Below are 21,173 nucleotides of genomic sequence, written 5' to 3' on the forward strand. Positions count from 1 at the left end.
GGCGGGCACCGGGCGCCGAGTGGGCAAATCAGAAGCCCGGGGCAATCTGACCCTTGTAGCGGGTCAGGATAAATTGCCGGACCTCATCGGAGTTCAAGGCCTTGGCCAGCTTCTGGATCCGCGGGTCGTTGATGTTGTCCGGGCGCGCCACCAGGAACTCGATGTACAGGTCCTTGCCCTTCTCCACGATCAGCGCGCTGTTGGTGTCGATCCCGGCTTCCAGGGCGTAGTTGGCGAAAACAAACGCCAGGTCCACCTGGCTCACCGAACGGGCGAGCAAGGCCCCTTCCAGTTCACGAATCTTCAGGTGCTTGGGGTTCTCGGCAATATCGCGCTGGGTGGCCAGGGTGTTGCTCAGGTCCTTGAGCTTGATCAAACCGGCCTCGTGCAGCAGCACCAGGGCGCGGCCGGTGTTCACCGGGTCATTGGGGATCGACACCGTGGCCCCGTCCTTCAACTCGGAGATGTTCTTGATCTTGGTCGAGTAGGCGCCAAAGGGTTCGATGTGCACGCCCACCACCGGCACCAGGTCGGTGTGGCGGGTCTTGTTGAAGTCATCGAGGAACGGCCGGTACTGGTAATAGTTGGCGTCGAGGTTTTTCAGCGCCAGTTGCTGGTTGGGCTGGATAAAGTCGGTGAAGACCTTGATATCCAGGTCCACGCCCTCCTTGGCCAGGGTCGGTTTGACGAATTCGAGGATCTCCGCGTGGGGCACCGGGGTAGCACCGACTATCAGTTTTTCATTGGCGTGAACGCTCAACGACAGGACGGCGGCCAGAATGGCCAGGGACTTTTTCATGCTGTGCTCCTAAGGCAGAGGCGAGTGACCGTCGTGGGGCGCACGTGAGGCCGTTTTTTTGGTTTTGAAAAGGAAGGGCTCAACGCCGGCTGTAGCGTGCCACCAGGCGGTCGCCGGTCATCTGCAGAGCCTGGACCAGCACCAGCAGCAGGACCACGGTGACCACCATCACGTCGGTCTGGAAACGCTGGTAGCCATAGCGGATCGCCAGGTCGCCGAGGCCGCCGCCGCCAATCACCCCGGCCATCGCGGTGTAGTCCACCAGGACGATGGCGGTCACGGTGACCGCCGCCAGCAACCCGCCACGGGCTTCCGGCAACAGGGTGTGGCGGATGATCTGCCAAGTGCTGCCACCCATGGCCTGGGTGGCCTCGACCACGCCGCGGTCGACCTCGCGCAGGGCGGTTTCCACCAGACGCGCGAAAAACGGCGTGCAGCCCACCACCAGCGGCGGGATGGTGCCGGGCACCCCGAGGGAGGTGCCCACCAGCAGCGTGGTCAGGGGGATCAGCACAATCAGCAAAATGATGAACGGCAGCGAACGCAGCATGTTGACGATCACCGACAGCACCCGATAGACGCCTATGGCCTCATGCAACTGGCGCTTGCCAGTGAGAAACAGCAGCACCCCCAGGGGCAGCCCCAGCAGCACGGTAAACCCCAGGGCGGCAAACAGCATGCTCAGGGTGTCGAGGCAGGCCTGGCCGATATCGGCCCAGTAAATATTCTTCAGTAACTCAGCCATGACGTGCGCCTCAGGACCAGTCGTGGCGCGGCGGCTTCACGCCATTGAGCAGCCAGTTGCCGAGCACGTGGTACTTCCAGCGCACCGGGTCGTGCAGGGTGTGCACCCGGGCGTTGCGCCAGTGACGGTCGAAGTTGTGCTTTTTCAGGGTCGAGCGGGTGCCGCCCAGTTCGAACAGCTTATTGCTGGCCTCGATGGCAATCTCGGTGGTCAGCACCTTGGCCCTGGCCACCGCCAGCGAGGCCCGGGCCACGTTGTCTTCATCGGGCGCCGGACGCGCCGCATCCAGGGCCAGGCCGGCACGTTCCAGCAGGGCCTCGGCGGCTTCCAGGCGGATGTCCAGGGCGCCGATCTGAATGATGGTCAGCGGGTCTTCGCTGGCTTTTTCCACACCGGCGTCGATCCATGGCCGCGCATGCTGCTGCACAAAGGCCACGGTGTCGCGCAGCGCGGCGCGGGCGATCCCGGCGTCGATGGCGGCGGTGGTCAGTTGGGCGAACGGCCCGGCCAGGGTCGGGCTTTCATAGGAGCGGTAGGTGGGAAACAGGTTGAAGGCCGGTACATACAGGTCCTGGGCCAGCACCGTACCGCTGGAGGTGGTGCGCTGGCCCATGCTGTCCCAGTCATCGATCACCGAAAGCCCCGGGGTGTCACGAGGCACAAACGCCAACTGGCCCTTTTGCTCTTCGTCCAGGGCCAGTACCGCCAGCCAGTGAGCATACAGCGAGCCGGTGCAGTAACCCTTGCGGCCATTGACGCGGTAGCCGTCACCCTCGCGACGAATGGTGGCCTGGATGTCCTGCACGTTCTTGCCGCCGGTTTCCGACAACGCATTGGCGAAGCGATGGCCTTGCAGGGCCAGGGCGAAAAAATGCGCCTGCTGCTCGGCGCTGCCCTGCAAACGGATGTCCTCCAGCAGGCAGTAGTGGTTCTGCGGGATCTGCCCCAGGGACGGATCGGCCGCCGAAATGATCGCAATCACCCGTGCCAGCACCGCGTAGGACACCTGGGCCCCGCCAAATTCGCGCGGCACGCTGATGCCCCACAGGCCACTGTTAGAATACAGGTCGACCACCTCGACCGGCACCTGGCGGCTGCGGTCGCGCTCGGCGTCCTGTTCCAGCAGCACGGCGGCGACCCGCTCGGCGACGCTGATGGCTTCGGCCTCGTCGCGGATCACATGGGCAGCGGGCGAATGAATGGGGTAAACGGCAGATTCAGGCAAGGAAGGCATGCAGCGCTCTCGGGTGAATAAAGGTCTGCCAGGGCCATTGCAGCTTCCATGCCGGAAGTTTTAGCCAATGGATTCAAGCAGTTGCGCCAGCGCGACCAGCAGTGAAGGTTGCCCTGGCGAGCAAACTGCTGGATCACTGTTGCCCGGCCAACAGCGCGCCACTGTTGCCAGGGCGACACCTCGTCGGCTCGCACCAGGGCCAATGACGCCCGGGCCTATAGTGAATCCACCGGAAAAACCGGCCCACCCGCGTCACTCACCACGATCCAGGAGAAGCGTCATGAGCGTGAATCCGATTCCCGAGGGCTACCCCAGCATCACCCCCTACCTGGGCATCCAGAAGGCCGCCGAGGCCATCGAGTTCTATAAAAAGGCCTTCGGCGCCGTTGAAGTCATGCGCCTGAGCATGCCCGACGGCGGCATCGGCCATGCCGAACTGCGCATCGGCGACTGCCCGATCATGCTCGGCAGCCCCTGCGAGCAGGGCCCCTTGAGCAACCCGCAGGCCTCGCCGTCGGTAGGGCTGCACCTGTACGTCAAGGACGTCGACCAGCAGTTCGCCCAGGCCATCGCTGCCGGCGGCCAGGTGGTGTCCGAGGTCAAGGACCAGTTCTACGGCGACCGCAGCGGCACCCTGAAGGATCCGTTCGGCCACCTGTGGTTCCTCGCCAGCCGCAAGGAAAACCTCAGCAATGAAGAAATCAGCCAGCGCGCGGCGCAGATGTTTCAACAGGCCTGAGCCCGAAACGTGCGGCACCTCGCGGACGACCGCCCATGGCTGACCCTTAGCGGCTCATCAGCCCTCCCGCCCCCTGTGGCCTGGCCCAGGCTCGGGGCTCGGTGGGCCGCTGACTGGCTCTGAAACATTTCCTTTCATATCCGCCTGCGGGTTTTAAGATTCTCATTCGTCTTAATTAGATGCAGCCGGCCGCGTTGGCTAAACCTATGCCTCCACTTTTTGTGCCCGGGGCATGAGGTCAATTTGCCAAAGCGGCTCCACTCCTCGAATCAAGACGTGCATTCAATGTCGAAGAAGTCTCGCTCAAAAATCTGGTTTCTCGTCCACAGCTGGCTGGCGCTGCCCATCTGGTTCTTTGTGCTGATCGTGTGCGTCACCGGCACCCTGGCGGTGGTCAGCCAGGAGATCGTGTGGCTGGCCAACCCGGATGTCCGGGCCAGCAAACCGTCGGATGATGCCCAGGCCCTCAGCTACGACCAGGTGGTCGCGGCCATCAAGCAGGCCGAGCCGCAGTTGATGGTGAGGTCCATCAGCACCCCCGATGAAGGGCATTTCGCCCTGGATGCCGCTGTTACTTATCCCGACGGGCGCTCGGTCACGGTGTACGTCAACCCTTATACCGGGGCCATCCAGGGGGTCAGCCCGCAGTTCAACTTCCAAGCCTTCACCCGTGCCCTGCACGGCTGGTGGCTGGTGCCCTTCACCAACGGCTACAGCTGGGGCTGGTACCTGGTGTCGCTGCTGGGCCTGCCGCTGCTGGTGTCCCTGATCACCGGGCTGGTGGTCTACAAGAAGTTCTGGAAGGGTTTTCTCAAGCCCAACCTGCGTTTCAAGCACGGCGCGCGGATTTTCTGGGGCGACTTCCACCGCCTGAGCGGCATCTGGTCGATCTGGTTTATTGCGGTGATCTCCATTACCGGCACCTGGTTCCTGATCGAGGCGATCCTGGCCGATAACCACATCAGCATTTCCAGCGAAGCCGTGGTTCCGGTGATCGCCCGTGAAAGCGTGCCGATGTCGCTGGACGGCAAGCCCGCGCCGATGATCGGCCTGGACGAGGCGATCGCCATTGCCACGCAGAAAATCCCCGGCTTCGACATCAGCTTCGTCAGCCTGCCGAGCAACGCCTACAGCCACTTGTACGTCGGCGGCCGTGGCTGGTATCCGCTGATGTTCCAGACCGCCAACATCAACCCCTATACCGGCTCGGTGGACACCACCAGCCTGCTGGCGGACCGCACTTCCCTGGAGTTCGTCACCGAATCCATGCGTCCGCTGCACACCGGCGATTTCGGCGGTCTGTGGATCAAGCTGATCTGGTTCTTCTTCGGCCTGGTGCTGAGCATGATGGTCCTCAGCGGCCTGCTGATCTGGACCAAACGCACCGCATTGGCCACCGCCAACGCGCTCAAGCGCAGTAACAAACCGGCCCGTAGTAGCACCCCGCCCCGGGCTGTCCCGGCGATGAACACCGACACCCCGGAGGGCAACCTGTGAGCCAGGCAACCACTACCACACCGACCTCGGGCCTGAGCCGGCTGTGGCACAAATGGCGTTTCCACCTGAACATCCTGCTGTTGCTGATCCCCCTGGGGTTCATGCCCAAGTACTTTGCCGACGCCGCACTGTTTCGCGGTGACAGCGGCCTGGGCGAGCGGGAACTCGGGGAAATCCAGGTCGGCCCCTGGAGCTTGCGCCTGGCAGAGTTGCGCAATGAAGCACCACGCCTCGACGGCCCGGCCGGTTACATGAAACGGTTTAACGCCGCCCTGTGCGAGGCCTGCGTTGATCAGGTCAAGGCCACGTACCTGCGCATCGGCAAACCGCGCAGCCTGCGCGCCGCCGGGGTGATTTTCTTCGGCACCCCGTACCGCCTGGCTGCCACCTTGCCGGTCGCGGAAAAAACCAAGGCCGACGCCGAACTGTGGATCACCATGGAAGGCTGGGACGGCAGCATGCACCAGGCCGCCATCCCCCTGAGCCAAGCGTCGCCCGCCACCATTGCCTGGCTGAACAAACAAGGAGGCAAACCATGATCTTCGCCGCACCCCTCTCCCGCCTGCGCCTGTTGCGCAGCGCCCTGCTGCTGGCCGCCGGCGCCGCATTCAGCGGCAACGCCCTGGCCCACAACCCGATGTGCGAATGCAAGGCCATCGACGCCGAGCAGATCCAGTGCACCGGCGGTTTCTCCGACGGCAGTGGCGCCCCGGGGGTGACCCTGGACGTGATCGGCTACGACGAAACCATCCTCGTCCCGGGCAAGCTGGGCACTGACTCGACACTGACCTTCAAGAAGCCGGCGTCGGAATTCTACGTGCTGTTCGACGCCGGCCCCGGCCACGTGGTGGAAATCGACCAAGCCGATATCGAGGCCCCATGAGCGCCTCCACAACCCAGATCGTGCGCCCTGCCGGCGCCGGCCACGAAACCCTGTACGTGCTGCTGTTGTGCCTGGTGATCCTGGCCGTGGCCGGTTCGGTGGCGCTGCTGCGCGGCGAGTCGCAGACCGTCAGCAGCGTCGACAGTCATCAACTGGACGCCCGACGCGACCTCAGCGCCGGCGAACAGGGGATCTACGCCGACCTGCGGGTGACCCTCGACGAAATCCACCTGTTGCAAGCCGAGGCCCAGGCGCTGCCTACCCCCGCGCAACTGGCCGCAGAAGGTTTCGCGCCCTTTGCCCAGGACGCCAGCTCGATCAGCCGTGGCGACCACGCCTGGCAATTGCTCGGCCAGGCCTATGTCGGCCTGAGCCAGAACCCGCAAGTGGCAGGCTCGTTTGTGATGCGCATCGGCGCCGACCCGAGCAACCCGGCTATCTGGCTCAACCGCAGCAAGCCCCTTGCCGCCCCGACCGACTTCAGTGACCAGGCCCTGCTCGATGCCGGCTGGAAACAGGTGGTCGCGCAATTCGATGCCGGGGTGACCCGCCAGCATCGGCACTGAAACTCCGCATTCACCCGAGAGAAGACTGCTTGCCCATGCCTATTTCATCTCTACGTCGCCCGCTGCTGCGCGGCTTGCTGGTCGGCCTGCTGGCCCTGCTGCTGGCGCCCCTGGCCCAGGCCGATCAAGCCAAGCGCCTGCGCATCGGCATCACCCTGCACCCGTATTACAGCTATGTGGCCAATATCGTCGGCGACAAGGCCGAGGTGGTGCCGCTGATTCCCGCCGGCTTCAACCCCCACGCCTACGAACCGCGCGCCGAAGACATCAAGCGCATCGGCACCCTGGATGTGATTGTGCTCAACGGCGTGGGTCACGATGACTTCGCCGACCGCATGATCGCCGCCAGCGAGCGCCCCGACATCCCGGTGATCGAGGCCAACGAAAACGTACCGCTGCTGGCCGCCACCGGTGTGGCCGCCCGCGGCGCGGGCAAGGTGGTCAACCCGCACACCTTCCTCTCCATCAGCGCCTCCATTGCCCAGGTCAACAACATCGCCCGCGAGCTGGGCAAGATGGACCCGGACAACGCTAAGACCTACACCCAGAACGCCCGCGCCTATGGCAAGCGCCTGCGGCAGATGCGCGCCGACGCCCTGGCCAAGCTGACCAAAGCCCCCAACGCCGACCTGCGAGTGGCCACGGTGCACGCGGCCTACGACTACCTGCTGCGCGAGTTCGGCCTGGAAGTCACAGCCGTGGTCGAGCCGGCCCACGGCATCGAGCCCAGCCCCAGCCAGCTGAAAAAGACCATCGACCAACTGCGTGAGCTGGACGTGAAGGTGATCTTCTCCGAGATGGACTTCCCGTCCACCTACGTCGACACCATCCAGCGCGAATCCGGGGTCAAGCTGTACCCGCTGTCGCATATTTCCTATGGCGACTACAGCGCCGAGAAGTATGAAAAGGAAATGACCGGCAACCTCGACACCGTTGTCCGGGCGATTCAGGAGGCCGGGGCATGACCGCCATTGAAACCCTGACCCGCGGCCCGTCCATCGAGTTCGCCCAGGTCAGCCTGACCCTGGGCCGCACCACCATCCTCGACAACGTCAGCTTTGCCGTGCAACCCGGCACCGTGCACGCCCTGGTCGGCCCCAACGGCGGCGGCAAGAGCTCGCTGATCAAGACCCTGCTCGGGCAGATGCCGCACCAGGGCCAACTGAGCCTGCAGTGGCCGGGTGAACCGGGGGTGATCGGCTACGTGCCCCAGGCCCTGGAATTCGACCGCGGCCTGCCGATGACCGTCGACGACTTCATGGCCGCCATGTGCCAGCGCCGTCCGGCCTTCCTCGGTCTCAGCCGGCATTACGCCGGGGCCATCGGCGAAGCCCTGGAGCGGGTCGGCATGCAGGACAAACGCAAGCGGCGCATGGGTGCGCTGTCCGGCGGCGAACGCCAGCGCGTGCTGCTGGCCCAGGGCTTGATCCCGGCCCCGCAACTGCTGGTGCTGGATGAGCCGATGTCGGCCCTCGACGAAGCCGGGATCCAGGTCTTCGAGCGCCTGCTGGGCGACTGGCGCCGCGCCGGGATCACCCTGCTGTGGATCGAGCACGACCTGGAAGCGGTCGGGCGCCTGGCAGACCGGGTGACCGGCCTCAACCGTCGCGTGCTGTTCGACGCCCATCCGCAACAGGCCCTGACTCCGGAACGCCTGCTGACCCTGTTTTCCACCCATCCGCGTCCCGCCGACGCCACCTGCGAGAGTGCCGCCTGATGAGTTATGAAGCTGTGCGCCTGACGATCCAGGGCTGGGCCTCTTCCGGGTATCTGCCTGAAGCCCTGGCCTACGGCTTCGTGGTCAACGCCCTGCTCGCCGGCCTGTTGATCGGCCCGGTGCTGGGCGGCCTGGGCACCCTGGTGGTGGTCAAGCGCTTTGCGTTCTTCTCCGAAGCCGTGGGCCACGCGGCGCTGACCGGGGTCGCCATCGGCATTCTGCTGGGCGAACCTTACACCGGGCCCTACGGGAGCCTCTTCGGCTACTGCCTGCTGTTCGGCATCCTGCTCAACTACCTGCGCAATCGCACGGGCCTGGCACCGGACACCCTGATCGGCGTGTTCCTCTCGGTGTCCCTGGCCCTGGGCGCCAGCCTGCTGCTGATTTTGGCGGGCAAGATCAACGTGCACATCCTCGAGAACGTACTGTTCGGCTCGGTGCTGACGGTCAACGGCAACGACCTGCTGGTGCTGGCCGTGGTCGGCGCACTGGTCATGGGCCTGAGCCTGCCGCTGTACAACCGCATCATGCTCGCCAGCTTCAACCCGCAACTGGCAGCGGTGCGCGGGGTGGCGGTGAAAAGCCTGGATTACCTGTTCGTGATCCTGGTGACCCTGATCACCGTGGCGGCGGTGAAAGTGATCGGCGCGATCCTGGTGGGCGCGCTGCTGGTGATCCCGGCCGCTGCCGCACGCTTGCTGAGCCAGTCGCTGAAGGGCTTTTTCTGGATCTCGGTGTTGATCGCCACGGTCAGCACCCTGTGCGGCATTCTCGCGCCGATCCTGTTCGACCTGCCCATCCCCTCCGGCGCCGCGATCATCCTGGTGGCCGGCATCGCCTTCGCCCTCGCCGCCATCGCCCGCGGCACGGTCCCCAGTCTGAAAGGGAATATCGGATAAATGCTTCGTTCAATGCACACTCCCCTGCGTCACCTGACCGTCGCCCTGGCCCTGGCCGGGCTCGGCATCAGCCATGCCGGCGCCGTCGAACGCTTCGAGCCGATGCACATGCTCGCCAGCAACGGCCTGGGCAATGCGGCCCTGCACTCGGCCACGGCCAGCAAGCCGGTCACCGTACTGGCCTCGTTGCCGGTGACCTTCGGCCTGGGGCAGATATTGCTGCAAGGCACGCCGGTCAAGCTGGAGCGGGCAGCACCGGCCAACCTCCCGGGTTCGCGGCAGACCGCCTACTTCACCGGGCGCGGCGCCCCGGCCCTGAGCAAACTGGCCCTGAGCGCCGACGCGGTGATTGGCCTGCGCTCGATCTGGCCCGACGATCCGCTGTACCCCAACGCCCGGCGCAGCAATATCCATGTGGTCGAAGTCGACGCCGCGCGGCCGGTGGATGGCGCCTTGCCGGGCATCGCCCTGCAACCGGGCAAGACCGATGGCCTGAACAGCCAGCCCTGGCTGTCGAGCAACAACCTGGGGCGCATGGCCGATGTGCTCGCCGCCGACCTGGTGCGCCTGGCCCCCGAGGCCAAACCGAAGATCGAAGCCAACCTGGTAGCGCTCAAGCAGCGCCTGCTCAAACTCAGCGCCGACAGCGAAGCGCGCCTGGCCGATGCCGATAACCTCAGCACGTTCAGCTTGAGCGAACACTTCGGTTACCTGATCAGCGGGCTCAACCTGGAGTCGATCGGCGTCGATGCACGGCCCGACAACGAATGGACGCCCCAAACCCTTGAACAACTCAAGACCCAGCTCAAGGACAACGACGTGGCCATCGTCCTCCACCACCGCCAACCGTCCGACGCCGTGAAAGCCGCGATCAGCGCCGCAGGCAGCCAGTTGCTGGTACTGCAAACCGACAGCGACGACCCCCTGACCGAGCTGGAAACCAACATCGGCCAGGTCACCCGCGCCCTCACGCCTCAATCCTGAGCGCTGTAAACGGGAGCCGGCGAGCGGGCATCCGCAACCCGGCACCTACAGGCCGTTACGCGCTTACAAAAACCTTCAGGAAATAGCCCCCTAGCCGGTGCTAACCTGCCGTTCGCCTTCAAGGACCGACAGGAGCCCTGCCCCATGAGCGACTACCTCAAGCTCAACCAAGCCAACTGGGACGAACGCGCACCGCTGCATGCCGCGTCCGAGGAATATGCGTTCCAGCGCTACCTCGACGACCCCCACCACCTGTCGTGCGTGGTGCGTTTCGATCAACCGCTGCTGGGCGATATCCGCGGCCTGCGGGCCGTGCATCTGCAATGCCATATCGGCACCGACACGCTGTCGCTGGCGCGCCTCGGCGCGCAGATGAGCGGGCTGGATTTCTCCGCGGCGTCGCTGGTCCAGGCCCGCAGCCTGGCGGAGCGATGCGCCACGCCGATCACCTATGTGGAGTCCGATGTCTACGCGGCCTGCGAGGTGCTGCCCAAGGCGAGTTTCGATCTGGTGTACACCGGCATCGGCGCCCTGTGCTGGCTGCCGAGCATCGACCAATGGGCACGCACCGTCAGTGAACTGCTCAAGCCCGGTGGCCGGCTGTTCCTGCGCGATGGGCACCCAATGATGATGAGCCTCAACGAAGACCGCCAAGACGCCCTGGTGGTGGACCGCCCCTACTTCGAACAGGCGCAGCCGCTGAGCTGGAACGATGAGACGACCTATGTGCAAAGCGAGGTCCGGATCAAGGCCAGCCAAAGCTACGAATGGAACCACGGCCTGGGCGAGGTCATCACCGCACTGCTGAAATATGGCCTGCAGATCAGCGCCCTGGTGGAACACCAAAGTATTCCCTGGGAAGCGCTGCCTGGACAGATGGTCTTGGACGACCAGGAAGAATGGCACCTCAAAGAAGCGCCATGGCGCTTGCCATTGAGCTACACCCTTGTGGCCACGGCCGCAGGCTGCGCCAAGCACACCTGACACATCACGGCGTTTTGGTGAGCCCTGTAGCCGCTGCCGCAGGCTGCGGCTACAGGCGCGGCATATCTGGGATTTACTGCGCCGCGACGGCCTGGCCATCCATTTTCTGGCGCAGGCTCAGGGGGCGCATGTCGGTCCAGACCTCTTCGATATAGGCCAGGCATTCCTTTTTGAAGCCGCTCTTGCCGACGGTGCGCCAGCCTTGTGGCACGGCTTTGTAGTCGGGCCAGATCGAGTATTGCTCCTCGTGGTTGACCACTACCTGAAAGAGGATGTCCTCGCGGTCAAATACTGAAGTCATTGCGTGTCTCCATCGATATAAGGTTCGCCACGCCACGTGCGCGGCCACTGTGTAAAAGGAACGGATCAGCGCGGCAATAAATTACAAACTGCTCACCGCAGCAGCCACCGCCAGGCTGAAAATCTTCGCCACCTGGTCAATTTCCGCCGCGGTAATCACCAACGGCGGCAAGAAACGCACGACGCTGCCATGGCGTCCGCCCAACTCCAGGATCAACCCGCGCTTGAGGCACTCGCGCTGCACCAGTGGCGCCAACTGCCCGTAGTGCGGCGGGTGGCCCTGGGCATCGCGCTCGCCTTCGGGGTTGACCAGCTCGACGCCGAGCATCAACCCACGGCCACGAATATCCCCCAGTTGCGGGAACTCGCGTTGCAGGATCCGCAAGTGCTCGGTCAAGCGCTCCCCCATGGCAGCCGCGTGTTCCGGCAGGCGATGCTCCTTGAGGTAACGCATCACCGCCGATCCAGTAGCCATGGCCATCTGATTGCCACGGAAGGTGCCGGCATGGGCCCCCGGCAACCAGGTGTCGAGCCATTCGCGATAGACCATGACCGCCATCGGCAAACTGCCGCCAATGGCCTTGGACATCACCACCACATCGGGAATGATCCCCGCGTGTTCGAAAGCAAACATCTTGCCGGTGCGGCCGAAACCGCTCTGGATCTCGTCGACGATCAGCGCCACGCCGGCCTTCTCGGTAATCCGCCGCAGGCCGCGCAGCCAATCAACATCGGCCGGGATCACCCCACCCTCGCCCTGCACCGCCTCGACGATCACCGCCGCCGGCAACTGCACGCCGGCTTCCGGGTCACTCAACAGGTTTTCCAGGTAATGCAGGTTGACCTTGACCCCGGCCTCGCCCCCCAGGCCGAACGGGCAGCGGTAGTCGTAGGGGTAGGGCAGAAACTGCACACCGTTGCTCAACAGGCCGGCCATCGCGCGCTTGGGGCCCAGACTGCCCATCAGGCTCAAGGCGCCCTGGCTCATGCCGTGGTAACCGCCCTGGAACGAGAGCACGGTGCTGCGGCCGGTGGCGGTTCGCACCAGCTTCAACGCGGCTTCCACCGCGTCGGTGCCGGTGGGGCCGCAAAACTGGATCTTCGCCTCGTCGGCCAGGGCCTGGGGCAACAGGCCGAACAGGTCCTGGACAAACTGGTCCTTGACCGGCGTGGTCAGGTCCAGGGTCAGCAGCGGCAATTCGTCGGCCAGCACTTGCTGGATGGCCTCGATCACCACCGGGTGGTTATGCCCCAGGGCCAGGGTGCCGGCACCGGCCAGGCAATCGATAAAGCGCCGGCCTTCGACGTCCTCGACATAAATGCCGCGCGCGCGCTTGAGCGCCAACGGTATGCGCCGTGGGTAACTGCGGGCGTTGGACTCCTGGCGGGCCTGACGCGCCAGCAACGGCGATTCGTTGAACTGATACAGGGTTTCGGCCGGCGCGGGGCTGACCCGCGCGGGCTGATCTTCAATAAGGCTGGTAACGGCTGACATCGCAAACCCTCACGCTGGAATTGACCAAAACTGCTCACCAGCCAGAGGCAGCCGTGACGGCGCACACTCGCAGGTTTTCCTGTTCTGGAAACGCACCAGCACGACAGGGATTTACACCCAGGGGACAGTTAATTGCTCAACGGCAGGTGCCGGGCAATCCGCATCCGGCGACGTGGGCCCGCGAGCGGTCATCAGCCGCGTTGCTCCAGTCACGAAAAAGATCCAGGGCGTGATGCCCTGGAGTGGGATCAGGCGGCGTGCAGCGGCAAGGTCAATTCGACCCGCAGGCCATCCGGCCGGCTGTCGAACAGCAAGGCACAACCGCAGCGCTGGACGATCGCCTGGACAATCGCCAGCCCCAGGCCACAGCCGGTGCTCTGGCCATTGCGCCAGAAACGCTGGGTCAGGTGCTGCAGGTCTTCCTGGGCAATACCGGGGCCATGGTCGCGCACCTGGAAGCGCACACGACTGCCGACGGTTTCCAGTGTCAGCTCCACCGGCGCGTCGTCCGGTGTGTGGCGCAAGGCGTTGTCCAGCAGGTTGCGCAGGGCGGCAATCGCCAGCACCGAGGGCATTTCCACCGGTGCGGTGGCCACCGAGTCGTTCAGGTGCAGACGGATCCGCTGGCGCGCGCCGCTGGCCGCGTCCTGGATCGCCAGGCGCGCCACCTGCTCGGCGTTGCACTGCACGCCGTCGTCGAACGACAGGCTGCCCTCGACCCGGGCCAGCAGCAGCAATTGTTCCAGGGTCCGGTGCATGCGGTCGGCGCCCTCTTCGGCACGAGCCAGGGATTGGTCGCGCGCGGCCCCCTCGGTCATGCGCGCCACTTGCAGGTGGGTCTTGATCGCCGTCAGTGGGCTGCGCAGTTCGTGGGCGGCGTCGCCAGTCAGGCGGCGTTCCCGTTCCAGGGTCTTGGCGATGCGCTGGAACAGCTGGTTCTGGGTTTCCACCAACGGCCGCAGTTCACTGGGCATCGGATCGATCTGCAACGGCTCCAGGGAATCGGCGCTGCGCCGCATCAAGGCGTCGCGAATACGGTTGAGCGGCGCCAGGCCCTGGCCGATGCCCAGCCAGAACAGCCACAGGCACCCCAGCAGCGCCACGCCCACCGGCACCGAGGCCGCCAGCAGCACCGACATGTTCAGGGCTTCGCGCTCCACCTGGCGATCAGCGGTGGTGATGCGCAGGTTGTCGCGGGCCAGGGTGAAACTGCGCCAGCGCGCGCCGTCAATCATCTGGTCATGAAACCCCAGTTTTTCGGCCTCCAGTTTCTGCTCCGGGGTGCTGTGGCTCCGGGCCAGGATCTCGCCCCGCAACGAGCTGACCTGGCACGCCATGCCGCCGGGGACATTCAATTGCTGGGCACTGAAATGGGTGCCCTCACCCTTGTTCGGCAGCTCCGGCAACTGCTCCAGCAGGCCGGCGACCATGCGCGCCGAAGCCACCAGGCGCTGGTCGAGGGAAAACATCATCTGATTGCGCAGGTCGCTGAGCATCCAGGCCGCCGCCAGGGCCCAGATCAGGATAAAGGCAGCGCCCAGGGTCAGACTCAGGCGCAGGCGCAGGCTCATCACTCAGGCGTCCTCCCCGCCATCTGCCGGCCCCAGGCGATAGCCCAGGCCGCGCACGGTCTCGACGATGCCGTTGCCGAGCTTGCGCCGCAGGTGGTGGATATGCACGTTCAGCGCGTTGCTCTCCAGCTCGTCGTTGAAGCCGTAGACACTGTCTTTGAGCTGCTCGCTGGAGAGCACCCGACCACGGTTGTGCAGCAGCGCCTGGAGCAGCGCCTGCTCGCGTCGGGAAAGGTCTACCGGTGCGCCGCCGAGCAGGGTTTCCCGGGTGCTCGGGTCGTAGCTGAGGCGGCCATGCTCGATCAGGTTGACGCTGCGCCCGGCCACCCGGCGCAACAGGGTGTGCAGGCGTGCGGCGAGTTCACGCAGGTCGAAGGGTTTGAGCAGGTAATCGTCGGCACCGGCCTGCAGGCCGTCGACGCGGTCGGTGACCGAATCGCGTGCGGTAAGGATCAACACCGGAATCTCCAGGCCTTGCTGGCGCTGTTGCTTGAGCAGCTTGAGGCCGTCTTCATCAGGCAGGCCCAGGTCGAGCACCATCACATCGAACTCGGCCACCCCGAGCATGGCCCGCGCCGCGGAAGCGGTGGCGACATGCTCCACGGTCAGGCCCTGGGCCGTGAGACCGGCGACTATGCCGCTGGCGATCAGCTCATCATCTTCACAGACAAGTACGTGCATGGTGAGACCTGTAGAAAAGCGTAGATTAAGACCGCGCGGGATTAAGCCGACATTATGGCCCGCACGGCCAACGCCACAAGCTGCGCAGGGTTAATCATCGGTTAATCGCCACCCGCCATTGTGCTCGCTGCCCCCAAAGGTTTAAGGCTTTAGCATGCGTCGATTGTTTATTTTGCTGTGTTTACTGGTCTCGGCCGTGGCCCAGGCGGGGAATAACCCGTTCGAGGTCAAGCCGGACTTCCTGCCGGTCGGCAAGGCTTTCGTGTTCACTTCACAACGTCTCGACTCCGGAGAGACCCAGCTCTATTGGCAAATTGCCGATGGCTACTACCTCTATCAACAGCGGCTGAAACTCGATGGCCTGGCGGATGCGCACAAACCGCCGCTGCCCGAGGGCGAGGCCCATAGCGATGAGTTTTTCGGCGCCCAGCAAGTCTATCGCCAGGGCCTGGAACTGAAGATCCCGGCCGGCGCCAGCGGCAAGATCAAGGTCGGCTGGCAAGGCTGCGCCGACGCCGGCCTGTGCTACCCGCCGCAATCGCTGGAGGTTGACCTGGGGGGCAGCCCGGCGCTGGCCGGCAACACCACGCAAGCGGCGGACCAGGCCCTGGCCAGCAGCCTGCAACAGCAGAGCCTGGGCTGGAGCCTGCTGCTGTTCTTCGGCCTGGGCCTGGTGCTGGCCTTTGCCCCGTGCTCGCTGCCGATGCTGCCGATCCTCGGCGGGCTGGTGGTGGGCAGTGGCGCCAGCCCCCGTCGCGGCCTGGCCCTGGCCAGCAGCTATGTGTTGAGCATGGCCCTGGTGTATGCCGCCATGGGCGTGATTGCCGCGCTGCTGGGCAGCAACCTGCAAGCCTGGCTGCAACAGCCCTGGGTCCTGGGCAGCTTCGCCGCGCTGTTCGTGCTGCTGGCGCTGCCGATGTTCGGCTTCTTCGAATTGCAATTGCCCGCCTTCCTGCGCGACCGCCTGGAAGACGCCAGCCGTCAGCGCCAGGGCGGCAGCCTGATCGGCTGCGGCATTCTCGGCGCCCTCTCCGCCTTGCTGGTCGGCCCGTGCATGACTGCGCCCCTGGCCGGCGGCCTGCTGTATATCGCCCAGACCGGCGACCTGGTATTCGGCGGCCTGGCCCTGTTTGCCCTGGGCCTGGGCATCGGCCTGCCACTGTTGCTGCTGGTGACCGTGGGCAACCGTTTCCTGCCCAAGCCCGGGCCGTGGATGAACCTGCTCAAGGGCGCGTTCGGCTTCATGTTCCTCGGCACCGCGATCTATATGCTGCGCCCGGTGCTGGACGCCAGCCTGTGGATGGGTTTGTGGGGCGCCCTGGGCCTGGTGCTGGCCTACGCCACCTGGCAACAACGGGCCATTGCCGGACGGCTGCTGCACCTGTTCGGTGCCGGCGCGCTGCTGGTCGGGCTGTGGGGCAGCCTGCTGCTGGTGGGCGCCGCCGGCGGCAGCGACAACCTGTGGCAACCCTTGCAGGTCTACAGCGGCGGCAACGTCGCCAGCGCCGCGACCACCGACGAAGCGTTCCATACCGTCAAGACCCCGGCCGAGTTGCAAGGCGCCCTCGACAGTGCCAAGGCCCAGGGCCAATGGGTGCTGCTGGACTACTACGCCGACTGGTGCGTGTCGTGCAAAGTCATGGAGAAGCAGGTGTTCGGCCAGGCCACTGTCATGCAGGCCCTGAGCGACGTGCGCCTGCTACGCCTGGATGTCACCGCCGACAACGCCGACAGCCGCGAACTGCTCAACCGGTATAAAGTGCCGGGGCCGCCGAGCCTGCTGTGGATCGGCCCGGACGGCGAAGAACGTCGTAGCCAGCGGATCACCGGAGAGGTGGATGCCGCGGCTTTTCTGCAACGCTGGACCATCACCCGGGAAGCCCGTTGATGCTGACCTTTACCATCGGCACCTTTGCCATCGCCCTTAACCACCTGCTGTTGATCAGTGCATTGGCGCTCGCCACCCTGATTGGCTGGAGGGTGGCCAAGCGCGGTGGTGAAAACCCCGAATCGGTGCTGTTCAGCCTGTTCCTGCTCGGCCTCCTGGCCGCGCGCGCAGGCTTTGTGCTGGCCTACTGGAAACACTATCGCGATGACCTGTGGCAGATCGTCGACCTGCGCGACGGCGGCTTCCTGGTCTGGCCCGGGGTCATTGTCCTGGTGCTCGGGGCGCTGGCCTGGGGCTGGCGCCGGCCGGCGCTGCGCCGGCCCCTGGGCGCCGGGGTCGGCAGCGGCCTGGCGTTCTGGATGCTGGCCAGCCTGTCGTTGACCCTGTACGAGCAAGGCACGCGCCTGCCCGAGATCACCCTGCACAGCGCCACCGGCGAAAGCGTGCAATTGACCGACTATCAAGGCGGCCCGCTGGTGATCAACCTCTGGGCCACCTGGTGCCCACCGTGCCGGCGAGAAATGCCGGTGCTGGAAAAAGCCCAGCAGCAACGCCCGGACCTGACCTTCTTGTTCGTCAACCAGGCCGAAAGCATGCAAAGCGTCAGCACCTACCTGGCCACCCAGGGTCTGAACCTGAACAACGTGCTGTTCGACGGCAGCGGCCGCCTCGGCAAGGCCGTGGGTTCGATGGCGTTGCCGACTACCCTGTTCTACAGCGCCGACGGGCGCCTGTTAGGCAGCCATCTGGGCGAACTGTCCGAGGCCAGCCTGGCCCGCGCCCTGGAAAACTTCGACACGCCGCACACCTCGGCGCTCGCCCCTTCAAGGAAACTGCCATGCCCTTCATCCGCCACCTGCTGACCCTGTCCCTGGGCGCCGCCCTGCTGCCGGTAACCGCGCTGCACGCCGAAGAACTGCCGGCGCCCATCCGCAAGATCGAAGCCAAGGGCGCCAAGATCATCGGCAGCTTCGACGCCCCCAGCGGCCTCAAGGGCTACGCCGCGCAGTACCAGAACCGGGGCATGACCCTGTACCTGACCGCCGACGGTCAGCACGTGCTGCTGGGCAACCTGTACGACGCCGACGGCAAGGACCTGAGCGCCGAGCCCCTGCAAAAGCTGGTGTACGCGCCGATGTCCAAGGAAGTCTGGGCCAAGATGGAAGCCAGCAACTGGATCGCCGACGGCAACAAGGACGCGCCGCGCACCGTGTACCTGTTCAGCGACCCCAATTGCCCGTACTGCAACATGTTCTGGGAACAGGCCCGGCCCTGGGTGAACGCAGGCAAGGTCCAGCTGCGGCACATCATGGTCGGCATCATCCGCGAAGACAGCCCGGGTAAATCCGCCGCCCTGCTCGCCGCCAAAGACCCGCAGAAAACCCTGGCCGAGCACGAAAAAGCCGGCAAAGGCAGCACCCTCAAGCCCCTGGCGAAAATCCCGGCGGCCATCCAGGCCAAGCTCGACGCCAACATGAAGCTGATGGAAGAACTCGAACTGTCCGCCACCCCGGCGATCTTCTACCTCGACGACAAGGGCGAGCTGCAACAGCAGCAAGGCGCACCTTCGCCGGACAAACTGCTGAAAATCCTCGGTCCGAAATAAGCCATACCGCCCGCGGTTTCCCTGATTCAAGCAGCAGGCAGAGGTGGATCAGCACCTCTGTGTCCGCGACCAAAGGCAACAGGAAGTCAGATTGATTGAGGCACCTGTAGCCGCTGCCGCCAGGCTGCGCTGGCCAGGATAGCCGCCGATAGGGTGTCAGTGGTTTGGGGGTGTCGTTGAGGGCCAGCGCCCGAACGCGGCCCGAGCCTGGCGGCAGCGGCTACAGGGTATCGGGGCGACGGGGTTGTAGCGCAACCTCACTCACGCCGCTCAATGATATTCGGCAACTGCTCGGTCATGCCGTGCGCCGTCAAATACCGGGTTACTTCGTCGACCCAGGCCTCGTTCGAGGCGATACCGGCCCAGGCCTGGCTGCCGACTCTGTGGTAGGGGCGGTCGTCGAAGGTGTAGATCAAGCGCTGGTTGACGTGGCTCAGGTCGAGGTTGTTCTTTTCACTTTGACGCAGCAGGGCATTCAGGACTTTCTGTTCCTCTTCTTCATTGCGGCGGTAATGGGACAGTTTCGGCGAGCTGAGGACCAGGAACTGCGGCGCCACCTGTTCATCCAGGGCCGCCTGCAAGCGGTAATGGCCATCCAGAATCAGGTAGGCATTCAGGCCGCTGACGTACCACAGCAGGATTGGCGGCAGGCTGCCCTCGCGCACCTTTTTGCGCCACCACTTCAGGCGTCCGGTAAGGCGTCCGGAAAACGGATCCACCGCGTGCAGGCCGACCACCGCCCCGCCGGCTTCCCCGAGTGCGACCCAACGTGGCGCGCCGGGCTCCTGGTTGCTCAGGAGGTTATCGCCCCGTATCGACCACTCAGGCAAATGGCTCAGGGCGTCCTGGCCGCCGACGAAATTCCAGTGCTGATCCTGTGCCCACTGGCGCTGTATCAGCTTCAGCGGCTGATGCCACAAGCCGCGCACCAGCCAGTAGCCGGGGTACAGGAAGTCGGGCTGCTGGTGCCGCAGCTGGTCGATGAAAAACCGGCTCCAGGCCTTTAAGCGCAAGGCCGGCGCCAGTTGCGCGTGCTGTTCGACCGTGGGCGAATCAATGGCCTCGACCAGGGTCAGCGGCAGTTGCTCGAGCAGGGTGTTGCGGATCAGCCACACCCCGTAATAGCAGCGCGACAGGGTGCCCCAGAGCAGGGTCTGATCCCCCAGCACCAGTTGCATGCGCAGGTTGTCGCCACTGAGCAGACGCAACGGCGGCTTGGCAGCGGACGGCCGTTTTACGTCCACGCCCAGGCCGCTCCAGTTGCCTGCGAGGTCCTCGATATCACGCCAGAAAATCTGTTCCACCTTCACTCCTCAATCCCTGCCTGCCACCCGCGAGGCTCACGCCTTGCGCTGAATAATGTCCTGCAAATGCTCGATTTCACCCTGGGCCTGCAAATGCTGGCTGACCTCATCGACCCAGGCCTGGTCCGAACCGATACCGACCCAGGTGTGGGTCTGCGGGGAATGCTCGGGGCGGTCGTCGAAGGCGTGGATCAGCACGTCATTCATGCTCGCCGGGTTGAAGTTGGGGTACTTGTCGATCTGCCGGCGCAAGGTTTCCAGCACCTGTTGCTGCCAATCGGGGTCGGGCTGCACCGGCTGGATATGGGTCGAGCTGAGGACGATAAATTGCGGCGGGCGGTTTTCCTCGATGGCGGCCTGCAAGCGGTAATGGCCATCGAGGACCACATAGGCACTGAGGCCACCGACGAACCACAACAGGATCGGCGGCAAGCTGCCCTCGCGCGCCTTCTTGCGCCACCACTTCAGGCGCCCGGCCGTGGGGTCGACGCGGCGCAGGCGTATCAGGTTGCTGTCGTGGGACCACCAGTTGATCCAGTGCACCGGTTCCACGGCCAGGTCGTCGGCCAGCGCCCTGCTCCGCAGGCGCCAGCCCGGCAGGTGGCTGGAGGTGTCGTCGATGGAGGCAAAGGACCAGGCCGAAACGCCGTTGCGCTCGATGCCACGAATGTTGTCCGGGTCCGGCAGCAGGCCCCGGGCAATCCAGTAGCCGGGGTAGAAGAAGTCCGTTTGCAGGCTGTGCAGTTGGCTGACGAAATGGCGGCTCCAGGCCTTGAGCCGCGCGTCGGGGGCCAGCGCCTGATGCTGTTCGACCTCTGCCGAGGAGATGCTCGGCAACAGTTGCAGCGCCTCGGCCGCCTGGGCATTCCTGATCAGCCACACGCCGTCGCAATAACCGGCCATGGTCGCCCAGAACAGTGGCGTGGCGCCCAGCATCAGCTGCATCCGCCAGTTGTTGCCGGTCAGCAGGTGCAGCTCGGGCTTGCGCGCCTCGCCCTCAACCTGAACCCCGAGGCCCACCCAGCGGCCTTGCCGACTCTCGATATCCCGCCAGTAAAGCTGTGCCGTCATCGTCCCTGATCCTTGACTCTTGATTCTTGATTCTTGAAAACCTGTCTGAAACAACAATGCCCGGCAGCAACGATGAGGGCGCTGGCGGGCATGGGGGCGGGACTATAGCAAGGATTGCCGCGCGAGATGGAGGCTGGGCTGACCTTGGATTCGCCTACGGGTGGGTTGGCGGATGGAGGGGGACAGCGCAGCCTCGTGCCTCGGCAGCGG

At 64.9% G+C, this 21,173-nt stretch carries 22 protein-coding genes; 13 read left to right on the top strand and 9 right to left on the bottom strand.

Annotated elements, in window-relative coordinates; translation table 11 throughout:
- Window positions 1-28 precede the first annotated feature (28 nt).
- The 3 genes from JFU57_RS30795 to JFU57_RS30805 all read right to left on the bottom strand — a co-directional run bounded on the left by JFU57_RS30795 (window position 29) and on the right by JFU57_RS30805 (window position 2,778).
- Window positions 29-799, bottom strand: a complete 771-nt coding sequence (locus tag JFU57_RS30795; protein ID WP_201131857.1) for a MetQ/NlpA family ABC transporter substrate-binding protein — start codon at window positions 797-799, stop codon at window positions 29-31.
- A gap of 79 nt (window positions 800-878) precedes the next feature.
- Window positions 879-1,544, bottom strand: coding sequence for a methionine ABC transporter permease (locus JFU57_RS30800; protein WP_078470603.1), 666 nt, complete (start codon window positions 1,542-1,544; stop codon window positions 879-881).
- Between the two features lie 10 nt (window positions 1,545-1,554).
- Window positions 1,555-2,778, bottom strand: a complete 1,224-nt coding sequence (locus JFU57_RS30805) for an SfnB family sulfur acquisition oxidoreductase (RefSeq protein ID WP_201131858.1) — start codon at window positions 2,776-2,778, stop codon at window positions 1,555-1,557.
- A 280-nt stretch (window positions 2,779-3,058) separates the two neighbouring features.
- Between JFU57_RS30805 and JFU57_RS30810 the strand changes: the two genes are divergently transcribed.
- The 10 genes from JFU57_RS30810 to JFU57_RS30855 all read left to right on the top strand — a co-directional run bounded on the left by JFU57_RS30810 (window position 3,059) and on the right by JFU57_RS30855 (window position 11,047).
- The gene (locus JFU57_RS30810; RefSeq protein WP_078470605.1) at window positions 3,059-3,517 is read left to right on the top strand and encodes a VOC family protein; all 459 of its coding nucleotides are present in this window, start codon (window positions 3,059-3,061) and stop codon (window positions 3,515-3,517) included.
- Window positions 3,518-3,802: 285 nt separating this feature from the next.
- On the top strand, window positions 3,803-5,014 hold the full coding sequence (locus JFU57_RS30815) for a PepSY-associated TM helix domain-containing protein (RefSeq protein WP_078470606.1): 1,212 nt from the start codon (window positions 3,803-3,805) through the stop codon (window positions 5,012-5,014).
- On the top strand, window positions 5,011-5,553 hold the full coding sequence (locus JFU57_RS30820; RefSeq protein ID WP_078470607.1) for a thiamine pyrophosphate-binding protein: 543 nt from the start codon (window positions 5,011-5,013) through the stop codon (window positions 5,551-5,553). The genes JFU57_RS30815 and JFU57_RS30820 overlap by 4 nt, the downstream gene beginning before the upstream one ends.
- Window positions 5,550-5,897: a hypothetical protein gene (locus JFU57_RS30825; RefSeq protein WP_078470608.1), complete on the top strand. Its 348-nt coding sequence runs from the start codon at window positions 5,550-5,552 to the stop codon at window positions 5,895-5,897. The genes JFU57_RS30820 and JFU57_RS30825 overlap by 4 nt, the downstream gene beginning before the upstream one ends.
- Window positions 5,894-6,463 carry a DUF6162 family protein gene (locus tag JFU57_RS30830; protein ID WP_201131859.1) on the top strand — a complete coding sequence of 190 codons (570 nt, stop codon included), beginning with the start codon at window positions 5,894-5,896 and terminating at the stop codon, window positions 6,461-6,463. Before JFU57_RS30825 ends, JFU57_RS30830 begins: the two co-directional genes overlap by 4 nt.
- A 35-nt stretch (window positions 6,464-6,498) precedes the next feature.
- Entirely contained in the window at window positions 6,499-7,428 is a 930-nt protein-coding gene (locus tag JFU57_RS30835; protein ID WP_020299761.1) for a metal ABC transporter substrate-binding protein, read from the top strand.
- The gene (locus tag JFU57_RS30840; RefSeq protein WP_078470610.1) at window positions 7,425-8,180 is read left to right on the top strand and encodes a metal ABC transporter ATP-binding protein; all 756 of its coding nucleotides are present in this window, start codon (window positions 7,425-7,427) and stop codon (window positions 8,178-8,180) included. Before JFU57_RS30835 ends, JFU57_RS30840 begins: the two co-directional genes overlap by 4 nt.
- On the top strand, window positions 8,180-9,079 hold the full coding sequence (locus JFU57_RS30845) for a metal ABC transporter permease (RefSeq protein ID WP_078470611.1): 900 nt from the start codon (window positions 8,180-8,182) through the stop codon (window positions 9,077-9,079). The genes JFU57_RS30840 and JFU57_RS30845 overlap by 1 nt, the downstream gene beginning before the upstream one ends.
- Window positions 9,080-9,091: 12 nt before the next feature.
- Window positions 9,092-10,063, top strand: a complete 972-nt coding sequence (locus JFU57_RS30850) for a metal ABC transporter solute-binding protein, Zn/Mn family (RefSeq protein ID WP_201132243.1) — start codon at window positions 9,092-9,094, stop codon at window positions 10,061-10,063.
- A gap of 144 nt (window positions 10,064-10,207) precedes the next feature.
- Window positions 10,208-11,047, top strand: a complete 840-nt coding sequence (locus tag JFU57_RS30855; protein WP_201131860.1) for a class I SAM-dependent methyltransferase — start codon at window positions 10,208-10,210, stop codon at window positions 11,045-11,047.
- Between the two features lie 73 nt (window positions 11,048-11,120).
- Here the strand turns inward: JFU57_RS30855 and JFU57_RS30860 are convergent, their stop codons facing one another.
- The 4 genes from JFU57_RS30860 to JFU57_RS30875 all read right to left on the bottom strand — a co-directional run bounded on the left by JFU57_RS30860 (window position 11,121) and on the right by JFU57_RS30875 (window position 15,094).
- Window positions 11,121-11,348 (bottom strand): MbtH family protein, encoded by a 228-nt coding sequence (locus tag JFU57_RS30860; RefSeq protein WP_201131861.1) that lies wholly within the window; start codon window positions 11,346-11,348, stop codon window positions 11,121-11,123.
- 81 nt (window positions 11,349-11,429) lie between these two features.
- Window positions 11,430-12,842 (bottom strand): aspartate aminotransferase family protein, encoded by a 1,413-nt coding sequence (locus JFU57_RS30865; RefSeq protein WP_201131862.1) that lies wholly within the window; start codon window positions 12,840-12,842, stop codon window positions 11,430-11,432.
- A 248-nt stretch (window positions 12,843-13,090) separates the two neighbouring features.
- A complete protein-coding gene (locus JFU57_RS30870) occupies window positions 13,091-14,413 on the bottom strand; it encodes an ATP-binding protein (RefSeq protein ID WP_078470615.1) in 1,323 nt (440 codons plus the stop codon).
- Between the two features lie 3 nt (window positions 14,414-14,416).
- On the bottom strand, window positions 14,417-15,094 hold the full coding sequence (locus JFU57_RS30875) for a response regulator (RefSeq protein WP_020299753.1): 678 nt from the start codon (window positions 15,092-15,094) through the stop codon (window positions 14,417-14,419).
- A 154-nt stretch (window positions 15,095-15,248) separates the two neighbouring features.
- Between JFU57_RS30875 and dsbD the strand changes: the two genes are divergently transcribed.
- The 3 genes from dsbD to dsbG are packed head-to-tail and all read left to right on the top strand — an operon-like array spanning window position 15,249 to window position 18,588.
- On the top strand, window positions 15,249-16,982 hold the full coding sequence (gene dsbD / locus JFU57_RS30880) for a protein-disulfide reductase DsbD (RefSeq protein ID WP_201131863.1): 1,734 nt from the start codon (window positions 15,249-15,251) through the stop codon (window positions 16,980-16,982).
- The gene (locus JFU57_RS30885; RefSeq protein WP_201131864.1) at window positions 16,982-17,845 is read left to right on the top strand and encodes a TlpA disulfide reductase family protein; all 864 of its coding nucleotides are present in this window, start codon (window positions 16,982-16,984) and stop codon (window positions 17,843-17,845) included. The genes dsbD and JFU57_RS30885 overlap by 1 nt, the downstream gene beginning before the upstream one ends.
- Window positions 17,821-18,588: a thiol:disulfide interchange protein DsbG gene (gene dsbG / locus JFU57_RS30890; RefSeq protein ID WP_078470619.1), complete on the top strand. Its 768-nt coding sequence runs from the start codon at window positions 17,821-17,823 to the stop codon at window positions 18,586-18,588. The genes JFU57_RS30885 and dsbG overlap by 25 nt, the downstream gene beginning before the upstream one ends.
- Window positions 18,589-18,845: 257 nt before the next feature.
- Here the strand turns inward: dsbG and JFU57_RS30895 are convergent, their stop codons facing one another.
- On the bottom strand, window positions 18,846-19,892 hold the full coding sequence (locus JFU57_RS30895) for a hypothetical protein (protein WP_342032586.1): 1,047 nt from the start codon (window positions 19,890-19,892) through the stop codon (window positions 18,846-18,848).
- A gap of 36 nt (window positions 19,893-19,928) precedes the next feature.
- Window positions 19,929-20,963, bottom strand: a complete 1,035-nt coding sequence (locus JFU57_RS30900; protein WP_201131866.1) for a hypothetical protein — start codon at window positions 20,961-20,963, stop codon at window positions 19,929-19,931.
- Window positions 20,964-21,173: the final 210 nt, after the last annotated feature.

Origin of the sequence: Pseudomonas sp. TH07 (assembly GCF_016651285.1) — a bacterium.
Taxonomy (GTDB): domain Bacteria; phylum Pseudomonadota; class Gammaproteobacteria; order Pseudomonadales; family Pseudomonadaceae; genus Aquipseudomonas.

What these genes read in the sequence shown, in the direction of transcription:
- JFU57_RS30845 (WP_078470611.1), top strand. Translation starts at nt 8,180, where the DNA reads ATGAGTTATGAAGCTGTGCGCCTGACGATCCAGGGCTGGGCCTCTTCC.
- dsbG (WP_078470619.1), top strand. Translation starts at nt 17,821, where the DNA reads ATGCCCTTCATCCGCCACCTGCTGACCCTGTCCCTGGGCGCCGCCCTG.
- JFU57_RS30875 (WP_020299753.1), bottom strand. Translation starts at nt 15,094, where the DNA reads ATGCACGTACTTGTCTGTGAAGATGATGAGCTGATCGCCAGCGGCATA.
- JFU57_RS30850 (WP_201132243.1), top strand. Translation starts at nt 9,092, where the DNA reads ATGCACACTCCCCTGCGTCACCTGACCGTCGCCCTGGCCCTGGCCGGG.
- JFU57_RS30855 (WP_201131860.1), top strand. Translation starts at nt 10,208, where the DNA reads ATGAGCGACTACCTCAAGCTCAACCAAGCCAACTGGGACGAACGCGCA.
- JFU57_RS30900 (WP_201131866.1), bottom strand. Translation starts at nt 20,963, where the DNA reads ATGACGGCACAGCTTTACTGGCGGGATATCGAGAGTCGGCAAGGCCGC.
- JFU57_RS30805 (WP_201131858.1), bottom strand. Translation starts at nt 2,778, where the DNA reads ATGCCTTCCTTGCCTGAATCTGCCGTTTACCCCATTCATTCGCCCGCT.
- JFU57_RS30870 (WP_078470615.1), bottom strand. Translation starts at nt 14,413, where the DNA reads ATGAGCCTGCGCCTGCGCCTGAGTCTGACCCTGGGCGCTGCCTTTATC.
- JFU57_RS30830 (WP_201131859.1), top strand. Translation starts at nt 5,894, where the DNA reads ATGAGCGCCTCCACAACCCAGATCGTGCGCCCTGCCGGCGCCGGCCAC.
- JFU57_RS30800 (WP_078470603.1), bottom strand. Translation starts at nt 1,544, where the DNA reads ATGGCTGAGTTACTGAAGAATATTTACTGGGCCGATATCGGCCAGGCC.
- JFU57_RS30825 (WP_078470608.1), top strand. Translation starts at nt 5,550, where the DNA reads ATGATCTTCGCCGCACCCCTCTCCCGCCTGCGCCTGTTGCGCAGCGCC.
- JFU57_RS30795 (WP_201131857.1), bottom strand. Translation starts at nt 799, where the DNA reads ATGAAAAAGTCCCTGGCCATTCTGGCCGCCGTCCTGTCGTTGAGCGTT.
- JFU57_RS30810 (WP_078470605.1), top strand. Translation starts at nt 3,059, where the DNA reads ATGAGCGTGAATCCGATTCCCGAGGGCTACCCCAGCATCACCCCCTAC.
- JFU57_RS30865 (WP_201131862.1), bottom strand. Translation starts at nt 12,842, where the DNA reads ATGTCAGCCGTTACCAGCCTTATTGAAGATCAGCCCGCGCGGGTCAGC.
- JFU57_RS30835 (WP_020299761.1), top strand. Translation starts at nt 6,499, where the DNA reads ATGCCTATTTCATCTCTACGTCGCCCGCTGCTGCGCGGCTTGCTGGTC.
- JFU57_RS30860 (WP_201131861.1), bottom strand. Translation starts at nt 11,348, where the DNA reads ATGACTTCAGTATTTGACCGCGAGGACATCCTCTTTCAGGTAGTGGTC.
- JFU57_RS30840 (WP_078470610.1), top strand. Translation starts at nt 7,425, where the DNA reads ATGACCGCCATTGAAACCCTGACCCGCGGCCCGTCCATCGAGTTCGCC.
- dsbD (WP_201131863.1), top strand. Translation starts at nt 15,249, where the DNA reads ATGCGTCGATTGTTTATTTTGCTGTGTTTACTGGTCTCGGCCGTGGCC.
- JFU57_RS30815 (WP_078470606.1), top strand. Translation starts at nt 3,803, where the DNA reads ATGTCGAAGAAGTCTCGCTCAAAAATCTGGTTTCTCGTCCACAGCTGG.
- JFU57_RS30885 (WP_201131864.1), top strand. Translation starts at nt 16,982, where the DNA reads ATGCTGACCTTTACCATCGGCACCTTTGCCATCGCCCTTAACCACCTG.